We start from the raw sequence: 21,433 nt of genomic DNA, 5'->3' as shown, positions 1-21,433 counted from the left end.
TCTTTGCCGGTGCTTTTACCGGTGAAGTTAGGCCGGATTAGGCATCACTTTACCTGCCTTGTGCAATGTCGCTCACCTAGACTGCGCGCCATCTGGCCATCACCTGGCCTTTTTCCTACACGCGAGCAATGGATTTCGCATTCTCATGAAGACTTATATGTGCGCCCCCTGCGGTTTTATGTATGTAGAAGAATTGGGCATTCCCGAAGACGGAATCCCGGCAGGCACCCCTTGGGAAGAGGTGCCTGATGACTGGACATGCCCGGACTGCGGCGTGACCAAGGCCGATTTCATGGCCATTGAACTCTAACGCTCCACTTATGAAAGGACTCGCTCCATGGACACCAAGCTGATCACCCCCGCCGTCCCTTTTTGTACCGGCGTCGCTCACCAGAAATACCTGAGTGCCGAAAAGGGCCTGCAAACCGCCGTCGAAGGTGGCTGCACCCATTGGTATATCGACGGCAGCCTGTTTGGCGAAATGGTCGATGACTGGACCGATGAGCGCATCGCCAGCTTGCAGGTGCAGATCGAGGCCACCGGGGTCAAGCCGGTGTATCACGGCAACTTCAAGGCGCCGCTGGGCAGTGATGTGGAAGCCTTCCGGGCCGCGGCGGTGGAGTATGTGAAGAAGGAAATCGACATCGCCAGTCGCCTGGGTGCGCCGTTGATCCTTCATGGAGGCTGCATCGTCGAACCGAAAATGGTGTTGATGGCCAAGAAAGTCGCGCTGGACCACTACCTCAAGTCGATCCAGGAACTGGCCCGTTACGCCGAGGCCAAGGGCACGGATATCTATCTGGAGAACTTGTCGAACTACGTCAACTATCGGCCATTCCACTACATCTTCACCCATGAAGCGGAATACGCCTTTATCTTCGAGCGCCTGCAAGACCATGCCAATGTGTACTTCTTCCTCGATGCCGGGCACGCCAACATCGAAAACGGCCTGCCGGCGGAAGTGGTGCGCAAGTACCACCACCTGATCAAGGGCATTTCCTTCAGCAACAATAACGGAGTGCAGGACCAGCACTTCGGCATCCATGACGGCAACTGCGATTACGCCGACGTGGTGCAGGCCATTGTCGAAACCAACTGGAAAGGCCTGGTGGCCTTTGAAACCCGCAACCAGAGCGCCAAGGCGGCCCTCGCCGAACTGGCCGTGATGTATCGCGAATCCCTGACGACCGAAATCGCTGTCGCCTGATGGGCCTGCGGGGCGGGCACTTGCGTGGCCCGTCCCATTGCCGTTGTTTTACCCAATCCAAGGTCCAGGACCATGACAAGTGCGTTGACGTTATCCTCGTTTCTCTACTTTCTGCTGTTTTGCGCCACCATGACTTTCAGCCCCGGTCCCATGACCCTGCTGTTGCTGAGCCTGGGCCTGAGGGACGGCCTGCGCAGTTCGATCCCGGCGCAGATCGGCGCCAGTGTGTCGTACCTTATTTCCATCCTGATCTTTGCGGTGGGTTTCTCGGAGTTGATCAAGGGCAACCTGGCGATCACCCAGGCGATCCAGTTTGTCGGCGTGGCCTACATTTTGTACCTGGCCTACAAGCAGTGGACCAGCAGCGGCGTATCGATCAACAAGGCCGGCAACGTGGAGGGCTCGCGCAGCCTGTTTGGCAAGGGGCTGCTGACCGGGTTTTCCAACCCCAAGACCATCATCATGTTCAGTGCGGTGTTCCCGCAGTTCGCCGGGGCTGGGGAGCACAGTTCGGCGGCGGACATCGCTATTCTCGGGCTGACCTTCCTGTTGCTGCAATTTGCCAGTGGTTGCCTGTATTGCTACTTCGGCCAGCGTATCAAGCACGTGCTGGAAAACCCTCGGCGGCGGGTGTTGTTGCAGCGCATCACGGCGGTGCTGTTGCTGGGGGTGGCGGTGATGCTGGCTCGTGGGTTCTCGCACTGAGTGGCCTGGGCCTGACTGCGTCAATTCGGTACAGAGAAGTTGGTTCTGAACGATCCGGTGGAGTAGGGTGTGGCAGCCCCTCCAACAAAAAACAAGGATCGGTTCATGCTCTTAACTTCTCCCGTACCCTGCTGGCCGCCACTCTGGCCTTGTCCTTTGCCGTACCGGCCTACAGCGCCGAACCCCACAAACAGATCCAGGCAGATGCCGAGCAGTACAAGGCTGAGGCCCTGAAACTGCTGGAGCGCCTGGTGAATATCGATTCGGGTTCCGGCTATGAACCGGGCCTGACCCAGGTGCGTGACATTGCCGTCGATGAGCTCAAGCAACTGGGGTTCAGCATCGAATTGGTGCCCGACGCGGCGGCCAACAACAGCCATGTGATCGCCACGCTCAAAGGCACCGGCAAGGCGAAAATCCTGCTGATGGCGCACATGGACACGGTGTTCAAGGAAGGCTCGGCTGCCGAGCGTCCGTTCCATATCAAGGACGGTCGTGCCTTCGGCCCGGGCGTGATGGATGACAAGGGCGGCATCGTCGCCGGTATCTACGCGCTGAAAGTCCTGAAAAACCAGGGCTTCAAGGATTACGCACACATCACCTTTCTGCTCGACGCCAGCGAAGAGACCGGTTCCGACACCGCATCGGAACTGATCCGCAACACTGCCAAAGGCCACGATGTGACATTGAACCTGGAGCCCGGTCGCCCCGCGGATGGCCTGGTGGTGTGGCGCAAAGGCAGCGCGACGGCGGTGGTCGAAGTCAAAGGCAAGGCTGCCCACGCCGGTGTCGCGCCCGAGTTGGGCCGCAACGCGGCGATGGAAGCTGCGCATCAGATATTGCAACTGGGCAAACTGGGCGATGAAGAGAAGAAAACCACCATCAACTTCACCGTGCTCAAGGCGGGCGACCGCACCAATGTCATCCCCGATCAGGCCACGGCCAAGGCCGACGTGCGCGCGGCGCTGCCGGAAGAGTTCGACCGCATCGAGAAAGACCTGGTGCGGGTTTCGGCCAACAAACTGATCCCGGAAACCGAAGTGACCACCAGCCTCAAACGCGGCCTGCCGCCAATGCCACAGACGCCGGAGTCGGACAAACTGGTGGCGATTGCCCAGGGCATTTATGGCGAGCTGGGCAAGAAACTGACCATCGAAGGCAGCGGCGGCGCGGCGGATGCAAGCCTGTCAGCCGGGGTGGGCACGCCGACGCTGGATGGGTTCGGGATTGTGGGCGGGAATATTCATACGCCGGAGGAATATGCGGAGGTGGAAAGTGTATCGCCGCGGATTTATCTGTTGAGTCGGATGATTATGGAATTGTCGAAGCGGTGAGTGGCTGAGCCTGCGTTTCTGCCTGGCCCGCTTCTGTAGTGAGCAGGCTTGCCCTGCGCCGGGCTGCGGAGCAGCCCCAAGATGGTCAGCGCTGATCCAACAGAGTAAACACGTTGCCAGGGTCGGGGCCGCTGCGCAGCCCGGCGCGAGCAAGCTCGCTCACCACAGGTTGTATGGCTTGGCTCGCCTTTGTAGTGAGCAGGCTTGCCCTGCGCCGGGCTGCGGAGCAGCCCCAAAATGAACGGCGCTGATCCAACGGAAGAAACGCGTTGGTCAGGGTGAGCAGTTCCTCACCGATGCCCTCAACCGGGATTGTGTATTCAGGCGAGGGACTTTGCAGCGGTTGTCAGGGGAGTAGAGCTTATCCGGCGGTTGCGTGGGAGGTTTCGACAGCTTTTACGTGGGTGCGCCCCAACACCAGACTGCACAGCGCCGGCAGGAACAACAGCGTCAGCACGGTGCCCACCAACACCCCGCCAATCAGCACATACGCCAGGGACGACCAGAACACCGACAGCGTCAGCGGGATAAACGCCAGTGCCGCCGCCAATGCAGTGAGGATCACGGGGCGCGCCCGGCGCACGGTGGCTTCGACGATAGCGTCGCGAATCCCCATGCCGTGCTCCTGGTTCTGGCGGATCTGGTCGGTGAAGATCAGCGTGTTGCGCATCAAAATCCCGCCGATGCCGATCAGGCCGAGAATCGCGTTGAAGCCGAACGGCTGGTTGAACAGCAGCAAGGTCGGCACCGCACCGATCAGGCCAAGGGGGGCCGTGGCGAACACCATGAACATCACGCCGAACGAGCGCACCTGGAACATGATCACCGTAAGGGTCAGCAGGATCATGATCGGGAACAGCGCCGCCAGCGCGACGTTGGCCTTGGCGCTTTCTTCCACGGGGCCGCCGATATCGATCTGGTAACCGGCCGGTAGCTTGGCGATCAGCGGTTGCAGGTCTTTGTAGGCGGCCATTTCCACGTCGGGCGGTTGCACGCCGTCGATGATGTCGGCGCGCACTTCCACGGTGGTCGCGCGGTTGCGGCGCTTGAGAATCGGCTCCTCCATCACCGCCTGGAAATGCCCGACCTGGGCCAGCGGCACTGACGTGCCGGCGCTGTTGGTCAGGGTCATGTTGTTGAGGTTGCCGAGGTTTTCCCGCTGGCTGCCCTGGGCGCGGGCGACCACCGACACGGTACGGTTGCCTTCGCGCACTTCGGTGATCGGGTTGCCGCTGAGCAGGGCGTTCAGCTGGGATTTGACCTCGTTGGGCGTGAAGCCCAGCAAGCGCAGACGGTCTTGATCCAGCACCAGGCGATAACCACTGGTGCGCTCGCCCCAGTCGAGGAAGGTGTCCTTGGTCAGCTTGTTGGCGGCAACCACTTTGCGCACCTCTTCGGAGATGCCGCGCAGTACGTCCACGTCAGGGCCGGACACGCGGAATACCACCGGGAACGGTACCGGCGGGCCGAACAGCAACTGCGTCACGCGGACCCGTGCCGACGGAAATTCACCCGCCGCGATGCGCTCGCGCATGCGCAGCTTCAAGGCGTCGCGGGCATGGGAATCCGGTGTCTGCACGATCAGCTTGGCGAAGGCCGGATCGGGCAGCTCCGGGTTCAGCGACAGGAAAAACCGTGGCGCACCGCCGCCCACATAGGTGTCGACCAGGGTCGTCTGGGGTTCTTGCAGCAGGGCCTTTTCCAGCTGCGCGGCGACCGCTTCAGTGCTTTTGAACGCACTGCCCGGCGGCATGTACACCTCCAGAATCAGCTCGGAACGGTCGGAATTGGGGAAGAATTGCTTCTTCACCACCCCCATGCCCAGCCCGCACAACACGAATGCAGCCACCACCAGTCCGGTCACCAGCCAGCGTCCGCGCACGCAGGCTTCGACCAGCGCGCGCAATTTCTGGTAGTAACGCCCGGCATAGATCGCCTCATGACCACCGGGCACCGGCTTGATCTGCGGCAGCAGTTTCACGCCCAGATACGGCGTGAACACCACCGCCACCAGCCAGGATGAAATCAGCGCGAAACCGACGATCCAGAAAATATTGCCCGCGTATTCCCCGGCGCCGGAGCGCGCAAAGCCTACGGGCAGAAAGCCGATGATGGTCACCAGCGTACCGGTGAGCATCGGCGCCGCCGTGGCGCTCCAGGCGAAGGTGGCGGCGTGGATGCGGTCGAATCCTTCTTCGAGTTTCACCACCATCATCTCGATGGCGATGATGGCGTCATCCACCAACAGGCCCAGGGAAATGATCAAGGCACCAAGGGTGATGCGGTCGAATTCACGCCCGGTCAGCAGCATGATCACGAACACCACCGACAAGGTCAGCGGCACGGCGGCGGCCACTACCAACCCCACGCGAAACCCCAGGGCCAGCAGGCTGATGACCATCACCACGGCCAGGGCGACGAAGAATTTCAGCATGAATTCGTTTACCGCCAGGCTGATATTCTTCGCCTGGTCGGAGACCTTGGCAAAGTTCACGCCGAGGGGCAGGTCCGCTTGGATTTTGGCTTCCTGGGCCTTGAGGCTCTTGTCCAGTTCAAGGCCGTTCCAGTGCTTTTCCATGATCACGCCGAGCATCAGCGCAGGGTCGCCCTGGTGGCGAATGCGGTAGCTGGGCGGGTCCTCATAACCCCGGCTGACGCTGGCCACATCGGCGATGCGCAGGACCCGGCCGTTGACTCCCAGCGGTACGTTTTCAATCAGCGCCAGGCTGTCGAAGGCGCCGTCGATACGGATGTAGGCGCGGGCACCGGCGGTCTCCACAAAACCCGACGGCGCCACGGCGTTCTGCGCGGCGAGGGCGGCAAAGATCTGGTCGGGCTTGATGCCCAGGGTCGCCAGGCGTTCATACGAGAACTCGACGAAGATGCGCTGTGCCTGCTCGCCGAGGATGTTGACCTTCTTCACCCCTGGCAGGTTGAGCAGACCCTGGCGCAGTTCTTCGGCCATTTGCACCTGTTGCCGGTGGGGCAGGTGTTCGGCTTCCAGGGCGTACAGCGCGAAGTACACATCCGAATACTCGTCGTTGAAGAACGGCCCGATCACGCCCTTGGGCAGTTTCGAGGCTTCATCGCTGAGCTTTTTGCGGGTCTGGTAGAACAGGTCCTGGATCTCGCTGGGGCGCGTGGATTCCTTGTAGGTCATGCGCATCGACACAAAGCCCGGCTGGGCGATGGTCTCCACGCGGTCGTAGTAGTCCAGTTCCTGCAGGCGCTTTTCCAGGCGGTCGGCCACTTGCTCCTGCATCTCCTGAGCGGTTGCCCCGGGCCAGGCGGCGGTGATGGTCATGACCTTGACGGTAAACGACGGGTCTTCGGCGCGCCCCAGTTTGCCGAACGAGAAGACCCCGGCGGCGAGGATCGCAATGATCAGAAACAGCGTGACGGCGCGGTGCTTGACCGCCAGTTCGGAGAGGTTGATGCCGCGCATGCTCAGTGATCCTGTTTGCGGTTGAGGGCCAAGGCCTGGGCGGGCAGCAGGCGCACCGCGTCACCGTTGTGCAGCAGGTGGGCGCCGAGGGCGACGATGGTCTGGCCGGGGCTGACGCCGCTGTCGAGCAAGGCGTCTTCCTGGCCGAGGCTGGCAACGTTCACCGGAGCGAATGTGACCTTGTTGTCCGCACCGATCAGCCACACACCGGTGCCTTGCCCCGCATCTTGCAACGCGCCGATAGGCACCCGGGTTTGTTGAGCCTGGCCGTTGCCTTGCAGGCGCACGGTGATGGTGGAACCGAGGGCAAAACGCTCGACGGCGCCGTGCAACACATAGCGGGCGCGGTAGGTGCGAGTGACGGGGTCGGCGCTGGCGGACAGTTCGCGCAGGGTGGCGGTCACCGCCTGGTCCGGGGCGCCGAACGGGAAGGCCAGAGCCTTTTGCGAGGCCTGGTCGCGCTGGTTTTCCGGCAGGTTGACGATGGCTTCGCGGGCGCCGTCGTGGGCCAGCCGCGCGACGATTTGCCCTTCGGCCACCACTTGGCCGCGGTCCACGCGCACGTCGGTGATGATGCCGTCGCCATCGGCCTTGAGCACCGAGTAGGTGCGACGGTTTTCGATCTGGCTGGCATCGGATTGCGCAGCGGCCAGTTCCGCTTCGGCCACCCGCAGATTGGTGGCCGACTGGTCGAAGATCTGCCGCGATACGGCGCCGGTGCTGGCCAGGCGTTGGTAGCGGTTTTCATCGTCACGGCGTTGGCGCAATTGTGCCTGGGCGGCATTGACGCGGTTCTTCGCCGAGCGCAAGGCCAGCTCGAAGTCGCCGATATCCAGCACCAGCAGAGTGTCGCCACGGGAAACGTGCTGGCCGGGGTCGACCTTGCGTTCGATGACCTTGCCGCCGACCCGGAACCCCAGGTCGCTTTCGGTGCGCGCTGCGACCACGCCGGTGTAGGCACTTTGCTGGTTGCCGGCGGCTTCGACGTTGGTGGCGAGGACCGGGCGCGGCTGGGGCACTTCAGCGGCGGTGTCGGCCTTGCTGTTACAGCCATTGAGGACGATCAACAGGGCCAGGGGCGTGAGAAGACGCAAGGGAAGAGGGTGCATGGCGGGCTCCGGGGATAACCATTGGGCAAAAAATTATGGACATAATTTTTTACGCATATTATGGTCGAAATATAAATTAATCCAGCCCCCGGATGTACCCGATGACAAACGCCCCGGTCCCCTCGCGAAGCCTGTTGTTTTTACTGGTGGCCCTGACGGCACTGGGTGAGGTCTCGACGCAATTGATCATTCCCGGCCTCGGTGCCATCGAGCAGGCACTGGCAGCGCCAGCCGGCTCGGCGCTGATGGCGCTGTCGGCATTTGTCGCGGCGTTTGGGCTCGGCCAGTTGTTGTTCGGCCCGCTGTCGGACCGCATCGGTCGGCGCCCGGTGCTCATCGGCGGCCTGGCGCTGTACGTGCTGGCCACTTTGTCGATGCTGCTGGTCAACGACATCACTCAATTCATTGCCGCCCGCGTATTGCAAGGCTTGGGCGCGTGCGCCGCACTGGTGCTGGCGCGCACGGTGGTACGCGATGTCTGGAAGGCCGAAGCGGGGCCCGCATTGGCACTCACCATGATCGGCATGCTCTACGCCATCGTGGTGGCGCCGATGGTGGGCGGGCTGCTGATCAAGCTGTTCGGCTGGCATGCGCCGATCCTTCTGGCGCTGGTCATCGGTAGCGTGGTGCTGTTGCTCGCGCTGCTGTTCTTTCGTGAAAGCAACCATTATCTCGACCCCCAGGCCGGTCACTGGCGCACGTTGGGCGGCCAGTACCTGGACCTGCTCAAGGGCCGCGCGTACCGCGCCTACGCCGTGACGCTGGCCTGTACCTACGGTGCGATGTTCGCGGTGATCGCCGGTTCGTCGGCGGTGTACATCAACCTGCTGGGCCTGAGCAGCCTGGAATACGGCATCAATTTTGGTGCCATGGTTTCGATGCTGATCGTCGGCTCCACCTACACCCGCCGTAATATCCTGCGTTTGGGGCCGCAGCGGATTGTGGCGATGGGCGTGACGCTGGTGATTATCGGCGGGGTCAGCGCGCTGGTGATCTACGCGCTGTTCGGTCTATCGGTGCCGGGCCTGGATATTCCGATTGCGCTGGTCACCCTCGGCGGTGGCCTGGTGTTGCCCGGCTCCGTCACCGGCGGGGTGATGCCCAATGCCCATCGTGCCGGGCTGGGGGCAGGTTTGATGGGCTTTTCGCAGATGTTCGGTGCCACCTGCAGCGGTCTGCTGCTGAGCCATTTGCGCGATGGCAGCGCCACACCGATGATCGTCATCCAGGCGTGTTTTGCGGTGACGGCTTTCGTATCCTTCCATCTTTTGCGCCAGCGTCAGGCTACCCTGGTGCCGGCGAACTGAGCGTGCATTGTCCTATCAGTGAGACTAATCGAGTCGTTTTTGCCGGCTAGTGCTCAAGTGCCCCGGGCCGTATGGTGTACTCACTTTGGAGGACCACCATGAAAAAACTCATCGGCATCTACACCAGCCCGCGCGCCCATTGGGTCGGCGACGGTTTCCCGGTGCGCACGCTGTTTTCCTACGACTCGATGGGCAAGTACATCAGCCCATTCTTGCTCCTGGACCACGCCGGCCCGGCTGAATTCAGCCCTACCACGCAACGTCGCGGTGTCGGCCAACACCCCCATCGGGGGTTTGAAACCGTGACCATCGTCTACGACGGCGAAGTTGAGCACCGTGACTCCACCGGCGCGGGCGGCAAGATCGGGCCCGGTGACGTGCAATGGATGACGGCGGCCAAGGGCATTCTTCACGAGGAGTACCACTCCGAAGCCTTTGCCCGCAGCGGCGGGGCGCTGGAGATGGTGCAACTGTGGGTCAACCTGCCCGCCAGGGACAAAATGGCCGACGCCGGTTACCAGACGATTGTCGACGGCGACATTCCGCTGTTGCCGCTGGCCGACGACGCCGGGCACTTGCGCCTGATTGCCGGTGAATTCGCGGGTAGCCGTGGGCCTGCGCGCACGTTCACGCCGATCGATGTGTGGGACCTGCGCCTCAACGCCGGCAAGTCCGTCACCCTGGACCTGCACGCCGGGCGCAACACCGCCCTGGTGATCCTGCGGGGCACGGTGTTGGTCAACGGCGAGGAAGTTGCCCGTCAAGGGCAATTGGCGCTGTTCGAACGGGAGGGCAGCCAGCTCACCCTGGAAGCCAACGACGATGCCAAGGTGCTGCTGCTCAGCGGTGAACCGATCGACGAGCCCATCGTCGGCCACGGCCCGTTCGTGATGAATACCGAGCAGGAGATTCATCAGGCGTTCGAGGACTTCCACTCCGGCAAATTCGGCCAGATGCAGGGGTGATCGCTGGCTTTTGTCAGGGCATGGATGGGGCTGTAACGCATCAAGCCCAGACGAAAACAGATCACTGTGGTGAGCGAGCTTGCCTCGCGCCGGGCTGCGAAGCGGCCCTGAAACCTGCCACCGCGTTCTTCCTGTAAAAACGCGGTGGTTTTTGTTGGGGCCGCTTCGCGCCCCAGCGCGAGGCAAGCTCGCTCACCACAACAAGCTCCCACATTTTGTTTGCGGCATGCCCATTTCATGCGATCTTCACGGCATTCGCCCTGGAGACGCCTGGATGCCCTCATTTATCGCCGATCACCCGATGTTTTGCGCCCTGGCGCTGATCCTGATCGACATCGCCGTATGGCGCCTGATTTCCGCCAATCTCGCCAACTGGAAGCTGGCGGCACGCCTGGTGATTTTTGGCGTGTTCAGTGCCGTGCTGTTCAACGATGGCATGAACCCCATGCAGATGGCCCCGTATGCCGAACACACCGCCTTGCACCTGGCTGCCACGGCCTTGCAGATCGGCTGGTGGCTGTTCGCTGCGCGCACCCTCACGGTGTTGCTCGGCACCTTGATGATGCAGCGGGTGGGCCACACCGGGCGCCTGTTGCAGGACCTGATGGGCGCGGTGATCTTCCTGATCGCGATCATCGCCGCCATGGCCTATGTGCTCGACCTGCCGGTCAAGGGCGTGCTCGCCACCTCCGGCGCGGTGGCGATCATCGTCGGCCTGGCGTTGCAAAGCACCTTGAGCGACGTGTTTTCAGGGATCGTGCTCAACACCACCAAGCCGTATCAGATCGATGACTGGATCTCCATCGACGGCACCGAAGGGCGCGTCACCGATATCGACTGGCGCGCCACGCGCCTGCAAACCTCCCAGGGCAGCATGGCGGTGATTCCCAACTCCATGGCGGCCAAGGCCAAGATCATCAACTTTTCGCGCCCGGCCGACATGTTCGGTCTGGCGGTCAGCCTGCAAGTCAGCCCCCATGCGCGCCCGCAAACGGTGATCGAGGCGCTGGAACGGGCGATGCAGGGGTGTCGCCCCTTACTGGCCAAACCCGCGCCGAGCGTGGCGTTCAAGACCTCGGCCAGTGGTGGCGTCGAATATGAAATCAGCGGGTTCGTGCCCGCCATGCCGCTCAAGCGCGAAGTCCGCAACCAACTCTACGACCTGGCTTTCCGGCACTTGCAGGCGGCGGGCGTGACCCTGTTGTCCACCGCCGAGGGCGCGCCGCCGGCGATCAAGTCGCGGGCGCGGGCGTTGCTCGACGGTTCGACGATTTTTTCCACCTTGCGCCAGGAGGAAAAGGAAACCTTCAGCCAGAACATGGTCCTGCACACCTACCGCAGCGGCGAGATGATCCTGCCGGCAGGGGAGGTCAGCGATCATCTGTTCATTATCGAGTCGGGCGTGGTCTCGGTGATGCTCAGCAAGGGCGGGCACAAGTTCGAGGCCGGGCGCATGGGGCCGGGAGAGGTGATCGGCGAGGCGGGCATTCTCACGGATCAGGCCGCATTGGCGGATTTTTCCGCCAAGACCTTCTGCACCCTGTACCGCATCGAGAAGGAATACTTGAAACCGTGCCTGGATGCGCGGCATGACATCAGCGAAGCGATGAGAAACATGCTGGATTTTCGCATCCACGCCGCGCAGGCCTTGACTCAGGAGACCCCGGCGATGCCGGTCAAGAAGGGCTTCCTGCAATGGTTGCGCAATCGGGGGCTGTAACGGCCAAAACTGACTAACCTGCGTTTTTTGCACGTTACCCCACGCAATAAATCGTTTGTCCAACGGCTGGCCGATGACAAAACTGCATGTCACTCGGATAACAACAACGTTGGGCGAACCACATGCAACTCGAGCGCAATTTTTTCAACGGTCATTTTGTCGAACCTGCCAGCGACGCCCTGATCGCCGTCTACAACCCGGCCACCGAAACCCTGGTGGGTCACGTCAGCGCCGCCACGGCCGATGAGGCGATTGCCGCCGTGGATGCCGCCGCCATCGCCCAGAAAACCTGGGGCAAGCTCACCAGCATTGAACGCGCCGAACACCTGCGGGCCTTTGCCGATGCCCTGGAGAACGGCGCCGACGCCATCGGCAGCGCCCTGGCCAGCGAGTCGGGCAAAAGCCTCAGCGACGCCAGCAACGAAGCCCGTTACGCCGCACAGATCACCCGTTACCACGCCGAATGGGCGCGTCGCATCGAAGGCGAGATCATCCCCAGCGATACCCCGGACGAAAACCTGTTCCTGCAGCGCGAGCCGATTGGCGTCGTGGCCTGCCTGATCCCGTTCAACTACCCGGTCTACACCTTGCTGCGCAAGATCGCCCCGGCGCTGATCGCCGGCAACACGGTGGTCGTGCGCCCGAGCAACAACACGCCGCTGTCGGCGTTCGAGATTGCCCGTGCGGTGGTCAAGGCCGGGATTCCAGCCGGTGTGATCAATATCCTGACCATGGATCACGGCACCGCCGCCAGTGTCTGCACACACAAGGCCGTCGGCCTGATTACCCTCACCGGTAGCGTGAATGCCGGGCGCATTGTGCTGGATTACTGCAAGGCCAACATCGCCAAGCCGTCCCTGGAACTGGGCGGCAAGACCCCGGCAATCATCGAAGCCGATGCCGACCTGGAAAAGGCCGCCAGTGCCATCGTCGCCTCCAAGACCACCCACTGTGGCCAGCTGTGCACGGCGGTGGAGCGCGTCTACGTGCACGAAGCCGTCTACGACCGCTTCCTGGCGTTGCTCAAAAGCAAGATCAGCGCGGTGAAGTTCGGCGACCGCGCCCAGGACGAAAGCCTGATGGGCCCGCTGGTCAATGCCAGCTCGCAGAAGAATATCCACGCCATGGTCGAGCGCGCCGTCGCCGCCGGTGCTGTACTGGAAACAGGCGGCGTGTTGCCCGAGGGGCCGGGGCATTTCTACCCGCCGACCTTGCTCAGCGGCTGCCGCCAGGACATGGAGATCATTCAGGAGGAAATCTTCGGCCCGGTGCTGCCGGTGCTCAAGTACCGCGACATCGACGACGCCCTGGCCATGGCCAACGACCACCAGTTCGGCCTGTCGTCGGTGCTCTACACCGAGAACTACCGCACGGCGATGAAAGTGGCCAACGCCATCGAAGCCGGCGAGTTGTACGTCAATCGCACCCCGGCGGACCCTTATCAGGGCTTCCACGCCGGCTGGAAACGCTCAGGGCTGGGCGGCGATGACGGTAAGCACGGGATGCTCGAGTTCACCCAGACCCGCCTGGTGGTCATGAAGTACTGATTCACGAACACCCGCTGCACCTTCAATAAAAACAATTATCGGGGCACCCGCACATCGGGTGCCTGAGGTCCACACGATGTCCAAGCCTGCACCCGTTGCCCAGGTTTCCGTTGCCGTGCCCGCGGCACCCGGCGACAAAGCCAGTCGCTACTTCCAATTGATGCTGCTGGTGCTTGCCGCCGGCGCGATCTACCCCATCCTCTACCTGCGTCAGGTCTACCAGACCACGATGCTTGAGGTGTTCCACATCAACCACAGCGAGCTGGGCTACCTGTACTCCATGCTCGGCACGATCTTTTTGCTCAGCTACTTGCCCAGCGGCTGGCTGGCTGACCGTTTGCCTCCGCGCTTTTTGATCTTCTTCTCGCTGGTGGCCACCGGCGGCCTGGGCCTGTGGTACTCCAGCGTACCGTCGATGACCGGCTTGATGATCATCTTCGGCTGCTGGGGCCTGACCACCGGCCTGACCTTCTGGGCCTCGGTGCTCAAGCGCGTGAAGATGATCGCTCACCAGAGTGAACAAGGCCGCTTCTTCGGCATTCTCGATGGCGGTCGCGGCCTGGTGGAAGCCCTGCTGGCCACCGTGGCCCTGGGCCTGTTCGCCTATGCCACCGAAACCCGCAGCGAATCGGCAGCCGAAGGCTTCAAGCACGTGGTCTATCTGTATTCCTTCGTGTGCATCGCCATCGGTTGCGTGCTGGTGCTGCTCAAGGATCCGAAATCCATGGCCGAGACGGCCGCCGTGGAGAAGGGCAAATTCAACCTGATCGCCGACCTGACCACCCTGGTGAAAATCCCCGAGCTGTGGCTGGTGACCGCCATCGTGTTCTGCGGCTACCACATGTTCTGGGCCACCTACAGCTTCTCCGACTACCTGCAAGGCAGCGGCATGACCGCCGTGATGGCCGGCACCATCACCACCATCAAACTGTGGATGCGCCCCATCGGCGGTATCGGCGGCGGCTGGCTGGGGGACAAGTTCTCGAACATCTCGGTGCTGATCGTCGCGCTGGCCCTGGTGACGTTGGCGATGGTCGGGCTGATCGTGTTCCCGGCGTTCAACAGCCTGGGGCTGCTGATCGGCACCGTGATCTTCATCGGCCTGATGACCTACGCGATTCGCGGCCTGTACTGGGCGATCCTCGACAGCTGCGACATCCCGCTGCGTATCACCGGCCTGGCGATCGGCATCGTCTCGGTGGTGGGGTACTTGCCCGACACCTTTATCCCGCTGATCAACGGCTACCTGACCGATGCCTACCCGGGCAAGGCCGGTTACAACCTGTATTTCGGCTACATCGCCTTTATCGGCGTGCTGGGCACCCTCGCGGCCCTGACCCTGCGCGCCCGAATCAACCGTAAAAAATTCAACCCGACAGGTGCCTGAGATGAAAATCGTCGCCCTTGAAACCCATATCGTCGCCGTCCCGCCACCCCACGTCGGCGGTATGTACTGGCTGTTCGTCAAGCTCAAGACCGACTGCGGTATCGAAGGCGTGGGCGAAATCTACGCCGCCACCTTCGGCCCCAAGGCCATGCTGCCGATTATCGAAGATGTGTTCGAACGCTACCTGCTCGACCAGGACCCGCACCATATCGAGCGTTTCTTCCGCCAGGCGTACTCCAGCGGTTTCACCCAGCGTCCGGACCTGACCATGATGGGCGTGGTCAGCGGCCTGGAAATGGCCTGCTGGGACATCATCGGCAAGGCCGCGAACAAGCCGGTCTACGAATTGCTCGGCGGCAAGGTCAACGAGCGCCTGCGTTCCTACACCTACCTGTATCCGGTCAACAGCCAGGGCGAGTACGACTACGACGACCCGGACCTGGCGGCCGAGTGCGCCATCGAGAACATGAACAAGGGCTTCACCGCCGTGAAGTTCGACCCGGCCGGCCCGTACACCGCGTACTCCGGTCACCAGATTTCCCTGGAAGTGCTGGAGCGCTGTGAAACCTTCTGCCGCAAGATCCGCGAAGCGGTGGGTGACAAGTGCGACCTGCTGTTCGGCACCCACGGGCAAATGGTGCCTTCGTCGGCGATCCGCCTGGCCAAGCGACTGGAAAAATACGACCCGCTGTGGTTCGAAGAGCCAGTGCCACCGGGTCAGGAAGACGCCATGGCCCAGGTCGCGGCCAAGACCAGCATCCCGATTGCCACCGGTGAGCGCCTGACCACCAAGTACGAGTTCTTCAAGCTGTTGCAGGCCGGCGGTGCGTCGATCCTGCAAATGAACGTGGCACGCTGCGGCGGGCTGCTGGAAGCCAAGAAGATCGCCAGCATGGCCGAGGCCTACTACGCGCAGATCGCGCCACATTTGTACAACGGCCCGATTGGCGCGGCGGCCAGCTTCCAGCTGGCGACCTGCACGCCGAACTTCCTGATCCAGGAAAGCATCGGTACCTGGGGCGGCTTCCATGCCGAGGTGCTGACCAAGCCGCTGCAATGGGAGGACGGTTACATCATCCCGTCCACCGAGCCGGGCCTGGGGGTCGAGCTGAACATGGACGTGGTGCGCAAGCACACGCCGTATAGCGGCACGCGCCTGCACCTGCAAATGGCGCCGACCCCGGCCGACGTAAAAGACACTTCGCCCGCCAAGGGCTAAAAAAAACGACTGATGCGGTAACCGTGAATGACATATGACTACATCATCGCCGGCGCTGGCGCCGCGGGCTGCGTCCTGGCCAACCGATTGTCCGCCTCGGGCGAGCACTCCGTGTTGTTGCTGGAAGCCGGCGGCAAGGACAGTTCCTGGTGGTTCAAGATCCCGGTCGGCTTCGCCAAGATGTATTACAACCCGACCTTCAACTGGATGTACTACAGCCAGCCGCAAAAGCAGCTGGCCGACCGCGCCATCTACGCCCCACGGGGCAAGGTGCAGGGCGGTTCGGGCTCGATCAACGCCATGATCTACGTACGCGGCCAGGCCCATGACTTCGATGACTGGGCCGCCAACGGCAACGACGGTTGGGGTTTCAAGGACGTGCTGCCGTACTTCCGCAAGCTGGAAAACCATCCCCTGGGCGACACCGAGTACCACGGCGGCAGCGGCCCCATCAGCATCACACCGATGAAGGGCCAGACCCACCCGATCTGCGACGTGTTCCTCAAGGGCTGCGAGCAGTTGGGCTATGCCCACAGCGACGACTTCAACGGCCCGAAGTTCGAGGGCGCCGGACTGTATGACGTCAACACCCGCAACGGCGAACGCTGCTCCAGCAGCTTCGCCCATCTGCATCCGGCGCTGGGCCGGCCGAACCTGACCGTGGAGCTGCATGCACTGGTCGACCGCGTGCTGTTCGACGAACACAAGCGCGCCACCGGCATCACCGTGACCCAGCATGGCGTTGCCCGGACCTTCACCGCGCGCAAGGAAGTGATCCTCTGCACGGGCGCGGTGGACACGCCGAAGATCCTGCAACTGTCCGGCGTGGGTGACCGGCAATTGCTGGCCGAGCACAACATTCCGCAGGTGCTGCACTTGCCGGCGGTGGGTGAAAACCTGCAAGACCACCTGTGCGCCAGTTATTACTACAAAGCCAATATCCCGACCCTGAACGATCAGCTCAGCTCGCTGTTCGGGCAGTTCAAGCTCGGCCTCAAATACCTGTTCACCCGCAAGGGCGCGCTGGCGATGAGCGTCAACCAGGCCGGTGGCTTCTTCCGTGGCAATGATGCACAGCAGAACCCCAACCTGCAGTTGTACTTCAACCCGCTGTCGTACCAGATCCCCAAAAACAACAAGGCCAGCCTCAAGCCCGAGCCGTATTCCGGCTTCCTGCTGTGCTTCAACCCGTGCCGGCCCACCAGCCGTGGCACCGTGCGCATTGCCTCGAAAAACCCGCGTGATGCGGCACTGATCGACCCCAACTACCTGAGCACCCAGAAGGACATCGACGAGGTGATCCAGGGCAGCCGGTTGATGCGCAAGATCATGCAGGCACCGGCGCTCAAAGGCATTACCGTGGCCGAAGTGTTGCCGGGCACGGCGGTGCAGACCGATGAAGAGATGCTGCAATACTTCCGTGAAAACAGCGGCTCGATCTACCACCTGTGCGGCTCCTGCGCCATGGGCTCGGACCCGCAGGTATCGGTGGTGGACAAGCGTCTGAAAGTTCACGGGCTGCAAGGGCTGCGCATCGTCGACGCGTCGATCTTCCCCAACGTGACCTCGGGCAACACCCACGCGGCGGTGCTGATGGTGGCGGAGAAGGGCGCCGACCTGATCCTGCAGGATGCCCACTGACCTTGTAGTGAGCGGGCTTGTTGTGGTGAGCGGGCTTGTCCCGCGCCGGGCTGCGCAGCAGCCCCAGCAAGAGCACCGCGTTTCCCAATACAACCCCGGCCAGCAGGTTTCAGGGCCGCTTCGCGCCCCGGCGCAGGACAAGCCTGCTCACCACAATGAGCATTTCAGGCTGGCATCTCTTCCCAGCCGAGCTTGTTGTGTTGTGGTGAGCGACGCAGGACAAGCCTGCTCACCACACTGAGTATTTCAGGCTGGCATCTCCTCTCAGCCGAGAACTTGTTGTGGTGAGCGGGCTTGTCGAATCGTCGCTCCGCCGCGCCGGGCTGCGCAGCAGCCCCAACAAGGCCACCGCCGTTACCAACCGCGCAAGCGTTCCCACACCTGCACGTCACCCTGTTCCAATAGCGCGTTATAGGCGCCGAACTGCGCCCCTGTGGCACACGCATGGTTGGGCAGGATTCGCAGACGTGTACCCAACGCAAACTGTGCCACCACCTCCACCTCACGGTCCTGGAACCTTGCCACACCGTGTTCCTGGTTGGCGCTGCTCAACAGCAACCCCTCGATAGGCACGCCGTGCTCATCGCAGACCTGCCCATAGCCAAAATCCTGTTTCTGGGATTGGGTACCGCGGTCGCGGCTCATCGCCATCCAGCCGGCATCGGTGATGATCCAGCCTTTTTCCGGCTGATGGCCGATCACCGTGGTCAGCACGCTCAGGGCCAGCTCGTCGGTGCGGCAGATGCCGATGTTGTGCATCACCAGATCAAAAAATGCATAGACCCCGGCGCGCAGTTCGGTCACGCCATCCAGGTTCACCGCCGACAGCGCGGTGGGGGTGGAACCGACACTCACTTGGGCGCAGGACATGCCCGCCGTGCGGATGCATTCCGCCGCTTCGACGCAACGCGCGCGCTCCTGTTCGGCGATGGCCTGCAGCGCATCAGGTGTGTCCAGGCCATAACTCTCTCCGGCATGGGTCAGCACGCCGACAAGGCTGTCGCCGAGCACGCGGGCGATCTCCAGCAAGGCCGGGTCCTGCGGCTTGACCCCGGAGCGATGGCCGTCGCAGTCGATCTCGATCATCACGGCGAAGGTCTCGCTGTGCTGCCGGCCGAATTCGACAATCGCCTGGGCGCCGGCAAGGCTGTCGGTAATCAGCGTCAAGGCGCAACCCTGGCGCCGCAAGGCCAGCGCCTGGGGCAGTTTGTGCGGGGCCATGGCCACCGCGTAGAGAATGTCGTGGATGCCCTGCGCGAAGAAGTATTCGGCCTCCTTGAGCGTCGACACGGTGATGCCTTGCGCACCCGCCGCCATTTGCGCGGTCACCACCTGGGCGCATTTATGGGTTTTGACGTGGGGGCGCAATTGCACGCCGAGGCTGTCGGCGCGTTGCTGCATGCGCTGGATATTGCGCTGCATTTTGGCGGTATCAATCAGTGCGGCAGGGGTGTCCATGGTTGAAGCTCCACGATGAGGGACAGGGCTGAAATTGACGGCCTGTCCAGGACTGGATATGTTGTCTTGCATGAAAAAGACCTCCGTTGAAGAAATCACCCTGATCAGCCAGCTCGAACAGATTGCCGAAGGTTTGAGCCAAACCTTCAGCCCGTTCTGCGAAGTGGTGCTGCATGATTTGCGCGACCCGCAGCACGCGATCCTGGCCATCCATAACAACCTCTCGGGCCGTGCGCCGGGTGACCCGGCCACCGAGCTGGGCCTGGCGCGCATCGCCGACCCCGAGTACCCGCAAGTCATCGCCAACTACCAGAACCAGTTCAGCGATGGCCGCCAGGTCAAAAGCACGTCCATCGGCATCAAGGACGCCAGCGGCCAGTACGTGGCGGCCTTGTGCATGAACGTCGACCTCTCGTTGTTCCGGGGCTTGCAGGGCATGCTCGAACAGTTCGGCTCGATCAGTGGCGACAGGCCCGGCGAGTCTCTCGACCCGTCCGGTGCCGACGCCATCCGCGCCCGCATCGACCAGTTCGCCGCGCGCCTGGCCACCACCCCGCGCGCGCTCAAGGCGGCGGATCGGCGGTTGCTCATGCAAGAGTTGAAAGACTCGGGTTGCATGGACGTGCGCCGGGCCATGGAGACCGTGGCGTCGCACCTGGGCGTGTCGCGCGCGGCGGTCTACACCTACGCCAAATAGCGCGCCACCGCTTCAATCTCTACCAGATAACCATGATGCAGCTCCGGCACCGGCACCACCGCCCGTGCCGGTCGATGTTCGCCCAGTGCTGCGGCGTATACCCGGTCGAATTCCGGCCAGTGGCGGACCCCGGCCACATACACCGTGACTTTCACCAGGTCCTGGGGCGTGCCGCCGGCGGCGTGCAGGATCGCCAGCAGATTATCCAGCGCGACCCGGGCCTGTTCGGCAAACGAGGCCGACAGGTTATGGCGCCCATCCGGGCTCACCGGCAATTGACCGGAGATATGCAGCGTGCCGTTGTGGCTGGCGGCTTGGGAGTAATGGCCGGCAGGTGGCGAGGCATTCGGGGTGTGATGCAAAGTCATAGCGTTCTCACATCAAGAGAGGGAAGGGGATCCGGTTGGGGTTGTTCGTCCGGCGTGGTACTGCCGATGACCGCCGTGGCCACGCCGCAGCCGAACACGTTGGTGGCGGTGCGGCCCATATCGAGAATCGGGTCCACCGCCAGTATCAGCAGCAAACCGGCCTCCGGCAGGCCCACCATCGGCAGGCCGGCCGCCAGTACCACCAGCGAGCCACGGGCCACGCCGGCGGTGCCTTTGCTGATCACCAGCAGGGTCAGCAGCACCATCACCTGATGGCCGAAACCCATGTCGATGCCATAGGCCTGGGCAATGAACATCACGATAAACGCCTGGTACATCATCGAGCCGTCCAGGTTGAACGAGTAACCCAGGGGCAGCACGAAACTGGTCACTCGCTTGGGCGCGCCAAAGCGGTCGAGGGCGGCGATGGTCTTGGGGTAGGCCGCCTCGCTGCTGGCCGTGGAGAACGCCAGCAACACCGGGCTGCGCAGCAGGTGCAGCAGATGTTTGAAGCGTGCGCCCAGCGCCAGGTAACCCGCGCCGCCAATCACCAGCCACAGCAGCGCCAGACCCAGGTAGAACTGCGCGATCAATTTGCCGAAGCTCACCAGCATGCCCAGCCCGTACAGGCTGATGGTGGCGGCAATGGCGGCAAACACCGCGATCGGTGCCACCAGCATCACGTATTCGGTGATACGGAACATCACCTGGGTCAGTTCTTCCAATACGTCCAGGATGACCGAGCTTCCACGACCTTTGACAAAGGCCAGCCCCGCGCCGAAGAACAGCGAGAACACCACAATCTGCAGCACTTCGTTATTGCCCATGGCCTCGACGATGCTGCGCGGGAACACGTGGGACAAGAACCCCGACAGGTTGAAGCTGGCGGTGTTCAAGCCAGTGGCGCCGCCGGTGGGGGTATTCAGGCCCAGCCCCACACCGGGCTGGAACAGATTGGCCAGCAGCAGTCCGATCAGCAACGACACCACCGAGGCCAGCAAAAACCAACTCATCGCTTTTAGCCCCACACGGCCAATGGCGCCGCTGTCAGCCATGCTGGCCACACCGCTGATCAGCGTGGCCAGCACCAACGGCGCGATCACCATTTTGATCAGGCGCAGGAATACATCCGTGACCAGGTTGAAGTAGCCGGCAATGGCCTTGGTACTGTCGGCGTCGAGTTGGGCGTGCAGCACGGCTCCGGTCAGCACACCCAGGCAGATCGCGATCACGATGGCCCTGGCCAGGTAACGATTTTTCATAAGCACCTCTTGTTGTTGAAGCCCGGGTCAGGCCTGGGCGTTTTTATCGGCGGCAGTTTTCA

Annotated in this window: 17 protein-coding genes; 12 read left to right on the top strand and 5 right to left on the bottom strand. The window is 62.5% G+C overall.

Annotation, left to right across the window (positions count from 1 at the left end):
- Window positions 1–145 precede the first annotated feature (145 nt).
- The 4 genes from ACW9IB_RS17690 (at window position 146) to ACW9IB_RS17675 (ending at window position 3,246) form a co-directional block, all read left to right on the top strand.
- On the top strand, window positions 146–310 hold the full coding sequence (locus ACW9IB_RS17690; RefSeq protein WP_457367534.1) for a rubredoxin: 165 nt from the start codon (window positions 146–148) through the stop codon (window positions 308–310).
- 27 nt (window positions 311–337) lie between these two features.
- Window positions 338–1,207: a sugar phosphate isomerase/epimerase family protein gene (locus ACW9IB_RS17685; protein ID WP_457367535.1), complete on the top strand. Its 870-nt coding sequence runs from the start codon at window positions 338–340 to the stop codon at window positions 1,205–1,207.
- Window positions 1,208–1,279: 72 nt separating this feature from the next.
- On the top strand, window positions 1,280–1,912 hold the full coding sequence (locus ACW9IB_RS17680; RefSeq protein ID WP_457414690.1) for a LysE family translocator: 633 nt from the start codon (window positions 1,280–1,282) through the stop codon (window positions 1,910–1,912).
- A 143-nt stretch (window positions 1,913–2,055) separates the two neighbouring features.
- Window positions 2,056–3,246 (top strand): M20/M25/M40 family metallo-hydrolase, encoded by a 1,191-nt coding sequence (locus tag ACW9IB_RS17675; RefSeq protein WP_457414712.1) that lies wholly within the window; start codon window positions 2,056–2,058, stop codon window positions 3,244–3,246.
- A gap of 361 nt (window positions 3,247–3,607) precedes the next feature.
- Here the strand turns inward: ACW9IB_RS17675 and ACW9IB_RS17670 are convergent, their stop codons facing one another.
- A complete protein-coding gene (locus ACW9IB_RS17670; protein ID WP_457414689.1) occupies window positions 3,608–6,691 on the bottom strand; it encodes an efflux RND transporter permease subunit in 3,084 nt (1,027 codons plus the stop codon).
- 2 nt (window positions 6,692–6,693) lie between these two features.
- A complete protein-coding gene (locus ACW9IB_RS17665; protein ID WP_457367539.1) occupies window positions 6,694–7,800 on the bottom strand; it encodes an efflux RND transporter periplasmic adaptor subunit in 1,107 nt (368 codons plus the stop codon).
- Between the two features lie 101 nt (window positions 7,801–7,901).
- Here ACW9IB_RS17665 and ACW9IB_RS17660 point away from each other — a divergent pair, with 101 nt between their 5' ends.
- The 7 genes from ACW9IB_RS17660 to ACW9IB_RS17630 all read left to right on the top strand — a co-directional run bounded on the left by ACW9IB_RS17660 (window position 7,902) and on the right by ACW9IB_RS17630 (window position 17,586).
- Window positions 7,902–9,107: a multidrug effflux MFS transporter gene (locus ACW9IB_RS17660; protein WP_457414686.1), complete on the top strand. Its 1,206-nt coding sequence runs from the start codon at window positions 7,902–7,904 to the stop codon at window positions 9,105–9,107.
- A 98-nt stretch (window positions 9,108–9,205) separates the two neighbouring features.
- Entirely contained in the window at window positions 9,206–10,072 is an 867-nt protein-coding gene (locus tag ACW9IB_RS17655) for a pirin family protein (protein WP_457414685.1), read from the top strand.
- A 274-nt stretch (window positions 10,073–10,346) separates the two neighbouring features.
- Window positions 10,347–11,792: a mechanosensitive ion channel domain-containing protein gene (locus ACW9IB_RS17650; RefSeq protein WP_457414682.1), complete on the top strand. Its 1,446-nt coding sequence runs from the start codon at window positions 10,347–10,349 to the stop codon at window positions 11,790–11,792.
- Between the two features lie 122 nt (window positions 11,793–11,914).
- Window positions 11,915–13,339, top strand: a complete 1,425-nt coding sequence (gene aldA / locus ACW9IB_RS17645; RefSeq protein WP_457367543.1) for an aldehyde dehydrogenase — start codon at window positions 11,915–11,917, stop codon at window positions 13,337–13,339.
- A 76-nt stretch (window positions 13,340–13,415) separates the two neighbouring features.
- Window positions 13,416–14,726 carry an MFS transporter gene (locus ACW9IB_RS17640; protein ID WP_457414681.1) on the top strand — a complete coding sequence of 437 codons (1,311 nt, stop codon included), beginning with the start codon at window positions 13,416–13,418 and terminating at the stop codon, window positions 14,724–14,726.
- Between the two features lies 1 nt (window position 14,727).
- Window positions 14,728–15,945, top strand: a complete 1,218-nt coding sequence (locus ACW9IB_RS17635) for a mandelate racemase/muconate lactonizing enzyme family protein (RefSeq protein ID WP_457414680.1) — start codon at window positions 14,728–14,730, stop codon at window positions 15,943–15,945.
- Window positions 15,946–15,972: 27 nt separating this feature from the next.
- Entirely contained in the window at window positions 15,973–17,586 is a 1,614-nt protein-coding gene (locus ACW9IB_RS17630; protein WP_457367546.1) for a GMC family oxidoreductase, read from the top strand.
- Between the two features lie 354 nt (window positions 17,587–17,940).
- Here the strand turns inward: ACW9IB_RS17630 and ACW9IB_RS17625 are convergent, their stop codons facing one another.
- Complete coding sequence (locus ACW9IB_RS17625) at window positions 17,941–19,044, bottom strand: DSD1 family PLP-dependent enzyme (protein WP_457414679.1); 1,104 nt, start codon at window positions 19,042–19,044, stop codon at window positions 17,941–17,943.
- A 70-nt stretch (window positions 19,045–19,114) separates the two neighbouring features.
- Here ACW9IB_RS17625 and ACW9IB_RS17620 point away from each other — a divergent pair, with 70 nt between their 5' ends.
- A complete protein-coding gene (locus ACW9IB_RS17620; protein WP_457367548.1) occupies window positions 19,115–19,741 on the top strand; it encodes a helix-turn-helix transcriptional regulator in 627 nt (208 codons plus the stop codon).
- Here the strand turns inward: ACW9IB_RS17620 and ACW9IB_RS17615 are convergent.
- Window positions 19,729–20,109, bottom strand: a complete 381-nt coding sequence (locus ACW9IB_RS17615; RefSeq protein WP_457414678.1) for a RidA family protein — start codon at window positions 20,107–20,109, stop codon at window positions 19,729–19,731. The two genes, ACW9IB_RS17620 and ACW9IB_RS17615, sit on opposite strands and share 13 nt — an antisense overlap.
- Window positions 20,106–21,371 carry a dicarboxylate/amino acid:cation symporter gene (locus tag ACW9IB_RS17610; protein WP_457414677.1) on the bottom strand — a complete coding sequence of 422 codons (1,266 nt, stop codon included), beginning with the start codon at window positions 21,369–21,371 and terminating at the stop codon, window positions 20,106–20,108. The genes ACW9IB_RS17615 and ACW9IB_RS17610 overlap by 4 nt, the downstream gene beginning before the upstream one ends.
- Between the last annotated feature and the right edge of the window lie 62 nt (window positions 21,372–21,433).

It is taken from the genome of Pseudomonas sp. SDO524_S393 (assembly GCF_054071875.1).
Note: the sequence above shows the minus strand (reverse complement) of the source record. Positions and strands in the feature narration are given on the sequence as shown.

Coding starts and splice junctions, on each gene's coding strand:
- ACW9IB_RS17685 (WP_457367535.1), top strand. CDS start 338: ATGGACACCAAGCTGATCACCCCCGCCGTCCCTTTTTGTACCGGCGTC.
- ACW9IB_RS17660 (WP_457414686.1), top strand. CDS start 7,902: ATGACAAACGCCCCGGTCCCCTCGCGAAGCCTGTTGTTTTTACTGGTG.
- ACW9IB_RS17615 (WP_457414678.1), bottom strand. CDS start 20,109: ATGACTTTGCATCACACCCCGAATGCCTCGCCACCTGCCGGCCATTAC.
- ACW9IB_RS17680 (WP_457414690.1), top strand. CDS start 1,280: ATGACAAGTGCGTTGACGTTATCCTCGTTTCTCTACTTTCTGCTGTTT.
- ACW9IB_RS17635 (WP_457414680.1), top strand. CDS start 14,728: ATGAAAATCGTCGCCCTTGAAACCCATATCGTCGCCGTCCCGCCACCC.
- aldA (WP_457367543.1), top strand. CDS start 11,915: ATGCAACTCGAGCGCAATTTTTTCAACGGTCATTTTGTCGAACCTGCC.
- ACW9IB_RS17650 (WP_457414682.1), top strand. CDS start 10,347: ATGCCCTCATTTATCGCCGATCACCCGATGTTTTGCGCCCTGGCGCTG.
- ACW9IB_RS17670 (WP_457414689.1), bottom strand. CDS start 6,691: ATGCGCGGCATCAACCTCTCCGAACTGGCGGTCAAGCACCGCGCCGTC.
- ACW9IB_RS17625 (WP_457414679.1), bottom strand. CDS start 19,044: ATGGACACCCCTGCCGCACTGATTGATACCGCCAAAATGCAGCGCAAT.
- ACW9IB_RS17690 (WP_457367534.1), top strand. CDS start 146: ATGAAGACTTATATGTGCGCCCCCTGCGGTTTTATGTATGTAGAAGAA.
- ACW9IB_RS17640 (WP_457414681.1), top strand. CDS start 13,416: ATGTCCAAGCCTGCACCCGTTGCCCAGGTTTCCGTTGCCGTGCCCGCG.
- ACW9IB_RS17630 (WP_457367546.1), top strand. CDS start 15,973: ATGACATATGACTACATCATCGCCGGCGCTGGCGCCGCGGGCTGCGTC.
- ACW9IB_RS17610 (WP_457414677.1), bottom strand. CDS start 21,371: ATGAAAAATCGTTACCTGGCCAGGGCCATCGTGATCGCGATCTGCCTG.
- ACW9IB_RS17665 (WP_457367539.1), bottom strand. CDS start 7,800: ATGCACCCTCTTCCCTTGCGTCTTCTCACGCCCCTGGCCCTGTTGATC.
- ACW9IB_RS17620 (WP_457367548.1), top strand. CDS start 19,115: ATGAAAAAGACCTCCGTTGAAGAAATCACCCTGATCAGCCAGCTCGAA.
- ACW9IB_RS17655 (WP_457414685.1), top strand. CDS start 9,206: ATGAAAAAACTCATCGGCATCTACACCAGCCCGCGCGCCCATTGGGTC.